This window comes from Chitinophagaceae bacterium (assembly GCA_007695095.1).
GTDB lineage: Bacteria > Bacteroidota > Bacteroidia > Chitinophagales > REEL01 > REEL01.
In genome coordinates this window covers 1-6,280 of sequence record REEL01000042.1, presented here as the reverse complement: position 1 = coordinate 6,280, position 6,280 = coordinate 1, and the positions used below count along the sequence as shown (strand labels likewise).

The window sequence follows — 6,280 nt, the reverse complement described above, 5'->3', positions numbered from 1 at the left end:
CAATATTATTCTTCTTCTTACTTTATCAGATAATTGTTTATGATTATAAGGCTTATCATCATTGTTAAACCTCAAATAGACAGTTGCCAAGTCTCTTTTGAATAACCACCCTGTATTTTTTTTATTTCCCAAAACTACCCGCACTTGATCATACAGAAAGTTTGAGGGATATATCTCTAAAATAAATAATAGACATTTTTCTTTTTTATGGTCAAAAAGAATTAACTCTTCAACTTTAAAATCAACAATCTCGGGTCTTGGCCTACCATCAGCATGTACCCCAACAAAGTTATGGATAGTATCCCCCAATTCTTTAATAACTTTGGTATATTCAATTGAATTTCTTGTTCTACTAATTAACTCTTCCATGCAATGTTGTTTTCTTTTAACCTCAAGATCAAATAAAAACCAACGAACAACTCTACTGTCTTCAAGCTTGCATCCTGAGAACATTGTTAAAGCGATGAAATAAATTAGCATCCTTATCATTGCTGCACTCCATTTATTGTTACAGTACCACCGTTGTTTAATGCCTGTTGCATAAGCCAATTTACATATGTCCAAGTAGAATGCCCCCCTCGGCCTTTACTTGTATTGTCTAACTCGATAAATTCACTAACTCCATCAATTCTTCCATAACTTGAAGGCGAAATTCCTCTTACCTGGCGCCCTCTCCAATTGGAACCTTGGCTGCTGGAAACCCAGTCACTTCTTCTTATCAGTTGTACACCTGTCGCACCCTCTGGATGGCTAAAATCAGTAGGTTGATGCGCTGCCACGTACCAAACCCACTCAACTTGATAACCAAGTCTTATCAACTCACTTGTAAGCCCAGCTGAATAAGCTGCTCCATGGCTGTGGCCTACAATTTTAATGGTCTCATCATCAGCAAGTGAAATATCTCCATCAATAAATTTCCGATGAAATACTAAGGCAGCGTCTCTTCCCCTTTGAATGCGTTCAGCAGCGGTTGAATTATCTCGATGTCCACCAAATGTGTAAAGGGAATTATCATCCTGGAAATAAGATTGAAAAGCCCTGTCAAGCCCTTGCCAATAGTTAGAACCCATAGTACTCAAAGGACGATCATGTATATAAGTGTCATTAGCATCGAATCTGATTCTTGGTGGATATGGATTAATACTATAATTTGAAAGAACTTTTTTGGGGTACCCAGTCACAAAGATTACTAGTCTTCCATCGGGATCAATTGCATTAATTGGGGTGTTCAAAACATAACAATAAGGAGAAGCAGAATAATACTTCTCCGCCAACGGGTCCACACTATGCCAGCGTGCAATCTGCGGGTCATAAAACCGTGCCCCGTAATCATACCAATTTACGCCAAAGAAATCGTGTTTCTCACCGGCCTTACCTGCTCCAAAACAGAGTACTCAATGAACGTATAACGCCCAAAAATACAGCTTTTTTCCCAAACCAAATACTGGAACTTAGCAAGTTTTCCGATGAAGATAAAAACCACATCTTCGCCGTTTAAGGATACATTTATTTGCCAAATGAAATTTTACCGTGCTTTGTAAAAGTAAAACTGAAGAATTAAAAAGCTAGAAACATGAATTTTGAGTAACAAATATGAATTTGACCTTCATCTCTCTCATGCTTAACTCTAACGTAAAACTTTCCAGGAATTGTTCTTAAGTATATTATTGGTTCACTGTTTATTTGAAATCCCATGTATTCAACACTTTCAACTTTACCTACTTTAATTTCTTTGGCGATACCTGTAGACCTATCAGTTTCTATAGTATCAAAGAAAACTTTAATATCATTTGCAAAGACAGCTACAGTATCTGAGTGAAAAAAAGTCTCAAAGACTATATAGTAGTTCGTTGTATCTGATTTCTCATTATAAGAGTTAACAAAAAGATAACAATCTTTCCCTGATACATCAATTGTCAAACTTTGAGTGTTCTGACAGTTTACTCCAGTTGCAATACTTAAAAGCAAAGAAAGTACTAAGTAAATTCTTATCATATCTCTATCTTCTTGGTTGAATAATGGGTCTGTTGTTAATTGGAGAAATTGGGGAAAGTCCACCAGTGTAAGGGGTTTCAACATAGCCGTTTCTTATTGTACTACTTACCTTTTGCAGTTGTTGATAGGTAACATTAGTGCTATTTTGTCCGTAACCCATAATATTATCCTTCCCAATAAAAACACCATTCTCATCCACTGAACCACTACTATCGCGGTATGAGGGATGTGTTAATCCTCCAGTGTGCCCAATTTCATGACCTGCAACCCTACCCATCAAATCATTCCCTAAATCAGACCTTAGCTGTATTCTATTCGAATTAGTATCACCAATATTATCCACTCTTCCTACAGCCGAACTTTCACTACCATCTGAATTAGTTACAGTATTCACAAAGTCAACATAAAAAGAGCCTTCAGATGGACTATTATCAAAATCAAAAACAACCGAGGTTGCGAAACTTTCTGAACCATCACTACTAACTCCTTGATAGGAACTTTCAACTAGGTTTTGAATAGTACTTGTATATGAGGAAAGTTGTTCCGGAGAAAGTCCAGCAGAGTTTTTTACTTGAATTGTTATTGTAAATTGTCTATGTGTTACACCATCTCTTGTCTCAATGGTTTCCTCCCATTGCATTCCATCTGGGTCAATTCTTATAATGGGATTGTTCCCAACATAAGCATAAGGAGAGATAGACAAATACTTCTCCGCCAGCGGGTCAACAGAATGAAACCGCCCAATCTGCGCATCATAAAATCTCGCCCCGTAATCATACCAATTCAGCTTAAAATCATCCTGGAATTCTTTGCCGTTGTAGAGGTAGCGGTTTTGGCAGGTATCATTCTCGTTGGGCAGGGCAAAACTTTGGGAGGGGATGGCAAGGCCGAAGGGGTAATAATTTGTTTCATGGGCTGTTGTGATGGTGGTGCCTTCTGACATTGGAGGTTGAATCTTTTTATTGAGACAAATATAAGGAAGATTGGGTTTAATATTTCTTTTTTTCTCGCCTTACTTTTGCCTTGACGCAAAAGTAACAAAAGGTCAAGGCTTCGCAGGTTGCCCGACAAAACTGCGGTCTCTTTGCTGAAAGATTTGAAGGCCATGCAAAGATCTTTCTACTATTTTACCTGGCTTTTGTGGGTGCATGGCTGCAAATCTTTTTAACCGTTTCGTTCCTTGTTTTGTTACCGGGAAACCTGCAAGGCCGGGGGCGTTCTCTCAGGTCTGCTTAGTGGGTTGATTTTTTATGGAATTTAAATTATCAAACAGGCAATACATCAACAATAAGCCGGTTGTGTGGGCCATCGATAAATATTTCAATGGTAGCCCGTTGCAGAGACGTGCCTGCACGGCAGGTCTCCCATCCATCCCCGCCGAAATCCTGTAGAGACGCGCATAACGGCGCGTCTCCGGTATTAAAATGAAAGAATGATTATTGAATTCCAAATTTAATGATGTTCAAAGCGGCAATACAATTGCGGCTTAGCCGGGATGAAGGATTATTTCGGTCTGAATGATAAAATCAAAGATTTTCCAATTATCTGGCTCAGCGGTTTGTTTTTTCTTTTCAAGAGCAGAATTATGGAATGAGGGTTTGGAATTAGATTATGGAATTACAAATTCCATTCTATTTGGAGCGGAAATATGATTTCCGCTTATCGGAAAAACTATCTAATCTTTTTTCTTAAAAAATCCTTCAATAATTATATAAATTCCCACTAAAGACAAAACCGTATAGAAGAAAATTCTATTTTTAGAAATTAAAGCAATAACAATTCCTGTAAGGTATAAGATTATCAAAAATATTCTTATTTTTTTACTAGTCATCATTTATATTATTTTGAGGATCAGTTGTTAAATCATCTGTGCATTTTTTGGTGGCATATGTTGCTATAACAAAACCTACCAATTTAGGTATTTTGAACACGACACCAAAAAAACCAGCAATTCCTAAAGTAGTATCTATAATAAGTTCAAACCCCGCATCTGTAAACTCGGTATTACTACCCCTAGTAACTGTCCCATAGGGTGAAACACCAAACTTTGCATAATCCCCGCCACCGCTCCAATTAATTTCACCACCATTATTTTCACCAAAAACCGGTTTACCTCCATAATAAAGTTGTGGTTCATCTGGTTTAGATTTATTATCCCCCGGAGGATTTTCATCATTATCTTTCCTTTTCTTTTTTCCCGCCAATCTCGTATTATCAAAACCGCCGTCATCGTATTTCCATTCTTCTTCTTTTTCACCACGAACACGTCTATGATTCAATGGATCAGGAGAATCATATTCCTCTTTAAAAGGGAAAAAACCTCCAGATTTATCTACGTCTCTTCTTTTCTGACTATCAGGATCCTTAGCATCAAATGGCCATCTGCCATCAGGATCAACGAAGCGGATTGGATTGTTAAATGCATGCGTATAAGGGCTCCATCTTCTGCCCAACTCCGCCAACGGGTCCACACTATGCCAGCGCCCAATCTGCGCATCATAAAACCGCGCCCCGTAATCATACCAATTTACGCCAAAAAAATCGTGTTTCTCACCGGCCTTACCTGCTCCAAAACAGGGTGTTCAAAGAACGTATAACGCCCAAAAATACAGCTTTTTTTCTTTTAGTTGAACACCGGTGCTTCGGAAAAGCAAATCAATAAAGAGATGCTCAACCGCATTGAGGAAGTGGATAAAATGAAGCCGGAAGAAAAAAAGATGATTTACACCTTTCTGGATGCGTTTATTACTAAAACTAAGTTGCAGGCGTTGATGTAGTAAAAGAACACCAATATACCTTTTATATCCTGACACGCAACATTCCCATTTACGGCCATAGGAATTCAAAATAAAGTAAATACAAATAGCTGAATAGCTGTTAATAATTACTTTCAATGCTTTTTTTACTAATACTCTTTAAAAGAATATTAAGTATTCGAAAGCCAATAAATAAACCCAGACTAAACCAGAAATAGTAATTTGCAAGTTCCGTTTGGATGAAATCTCTTCCAAAAGAGCAAGCTAATATACTAATCACAAGATTAATGCTTAATATTTTAGACAGTAAAACAATACGTTTATTCATTTTATACGTTTGAATATTTTAAGCAAAAAGGATATAATAAAAACCGCAAAGGAAATATATCCAACTACATTAAATGCCATTCTTGCATCTGGGTAATTTTCAATAAAAAAAGCATAATAAATAAATGTAACCCCAAGCCCAGCTATTGAGCTATTCTTTAAATAATTATATATTCTTCTTTTTATATATAAGTTTTTTGCCATTATCAAGGTTTTGGTTTTTCGAATTTTAGTTTTAATTCATGTTTATTGTGTACATTTGTTTTGTCTTTTTGTTGTTGCTGAGCCCTTTCATAGCGCTCATTGAGGTAAACTGTTCCACCAGCAAATGCGCCACCAATAAGAAAATCAATCCAGTCATTACCACTTCCACCACTTCCACCGGTGCCTGAAGGCGGAACATCAAATGGGAACTGGCCACTTTTTGGGTGAATAACAGTAATGTGGGTTCCATCGTTATTCAAATAATCCCATAAATATAAAAAGCCTCCGGTGGCAATCATCCCTAAACCTATTACAGTTGAAACACCTTCGGGAGCAGCTGTGAGAATTAAACCTGCTGCAATTAATTGTTTCCGTGTATTTTGTGGCAACTCATCAAAAGAGGAGACTTCATTAATTTGAATTCCATTTTGCTCCCACTGCTGAATTAACTCCTCCTGCATTCTGGAAACAATTGCATCCTGTTGAGCCTGTCTTGCAGCTTCCTGTTCTGCCTGCTCTTGCTGTCTCCTTTGCTCTTCTTCATCCGGTTCTTCTGCACTCATCCCCATATAATCAATAAACCGTATCGGATTATTTGCTGCATAAACATATGGTGATTGCCAAGGAAAATCATTTGCCCTTGGGTCAACCGTGTGAAAACGTGCAATCTGCGCATCATAAAACCGTGCCCCGTAATCATACCAATTTACGCCAAAAAAATCGTGTTTCTCACCGGCCTTACCTGCTCCAAAACAGGGTATTCAAAGAGCGTATAACGCCCAAAAATACAGCTTTTTTTCTTTTAATTGAACACTTTTATCTGATTGTTATTTTTTTCAGTTTTCAGTTATTTTTAATCTGATTGGTTTTTTATTAAATCGGTCAGATTGAGCTCGCATGAAAAACGGTTAAGTCAATGATAATAGGTGTTTGTCATGCTCGGTTCAGTTAAAAGAAAAAAGGTCATTACCCCATTTGAACGCTTGTAATCATTTTCA

At 37.4% G+C, this 6,280-nt stretch carries 8 protein-coding genes; all 8 read right to left on the bottom strand.

Features of this window, described 5'->3' with window-relative positions:
- The coding region (locus tag EA412_00870; protein TVR83505.1) for a hypothetical protein at window positions 1-453 on the bottom strand (453 nt) is incomplete at its 3' end.
- 32 nt (window positions 454-485) lie between these two features.
- Complete coding sequence (locus EA412_00865; GenBank protein ID TVR83504.1) at window positions 486-1,301, bottom strand: hypothetical protein; 816 nt, start codon at window positions 1,299-1,301, stop codon at window positions 486-488.
- A 256-nt stretch (window positions 1,302-1,557) separates the two neighbouring features.
- Window positions 1,558-1,995, bottom strand: a complete 438-nt coding sequence (locus tag EA412_00860) for a hypothetical protein (protein ID TVR83503.1) — start codon at window positions 1,993-1,995, stop codon at window positions 1,558-1,560.
- Window positions 1,996-1,999: 4 nt separating this feature from the next.
- Window positions 2,000-2,938 carry an RHS repeat-associated core domain-containing protein gene (locus EA412_00855; protein ID TVR83502.1) on the bottom strand — a complete coding sequence of 313 codons (939 nt, stop codon included), beginning with the start codon at window positions 2,936-2,938 and terminating at the stop codon, window positions 2,000-2,002.
- An 880-nt stretch (window positions 2,939-3,818) separates the two neighbouring features.
- Window positions 3,819-4,484: a hypothetical protein gene (locus tag EA412_00850; GenBank protein TVR83501.1), complete on the bottom strand. Its 666-nt coding sequence runs from the start codon at window positions 4,482-4,484 to the stop codon at window positions 3,819-3,821.
- A gap of 388 nt (window positions 4,485-4,872) precedes the next feature.
- Window positions 4,873-5,079 carry a hypothetical protein gene (locus tag EA412_00845; protein ID TVR83500.1) on the bottom strand — a complete coding sequence of 69 codons (207 nt, stop codon included), beginning with the start codon at window positions 5,077-5,079 and terminating at the stop codon, window positions 4,873-4,875.
- On the bottom strand, window positions 5,076-5,282 hold the full coding sequence (locus EA412_00840; GenBank protein TVR83499.1) for a hypothetical protein: 207 nt from the start codon (window positions 5,280-5,282) through the stop codon (window positions 5,076-5,078). The genes EA412_00845 and EA412_00840 overlap by 4 nt, the downstream gene beginning before the upstream one ends.
- Window positions 5,283-5,284: 2 nt before the next feature.
- The gene (locus EA412_00835) at window positions 5,285-6,043 is read right to left on the bottom strand and encodes a hypothetical protein (protein TVR83498.1); all 759 of its coding nucleotides are present in this window, start codon (window positions 6,041-6,043) and stop codon (window positions 5,285-5,287) included.
- Window positions 6,044-6,280 lie beyond the last annotated feature (237 nt).

Bases quoted from the DNA above. Each gene is read 5' to 3' on its own strand.
- EA412_00860 (TVR83503.1), bottom strand. From the start codon at position 1,995: ATGATAAGAATTTACTTAGTACTTTCTTTGCTTTTAAGTATTGCAACT.
- EA412_00855 (TVR83502.1), bottom strand. From the start codon at position 2,938: ATGTCAGAAGGCACCACCATCACAACAGCCCATGAAACAAATTATTAC.
- EA412_00845 (TVR83500.1), bottom strand. From the start codon at position 5,079: ATGAATAAACGTATTGTTTTACTGTCTAAAATATTAAGCATTAATCTT.
- EA412_00840 (TVR83499.1), bottom strand. From the start codon at position 5,282: ATGGCAAAAAACTTATATATAAAAAGAAGAATATATAATTATTTAAAG.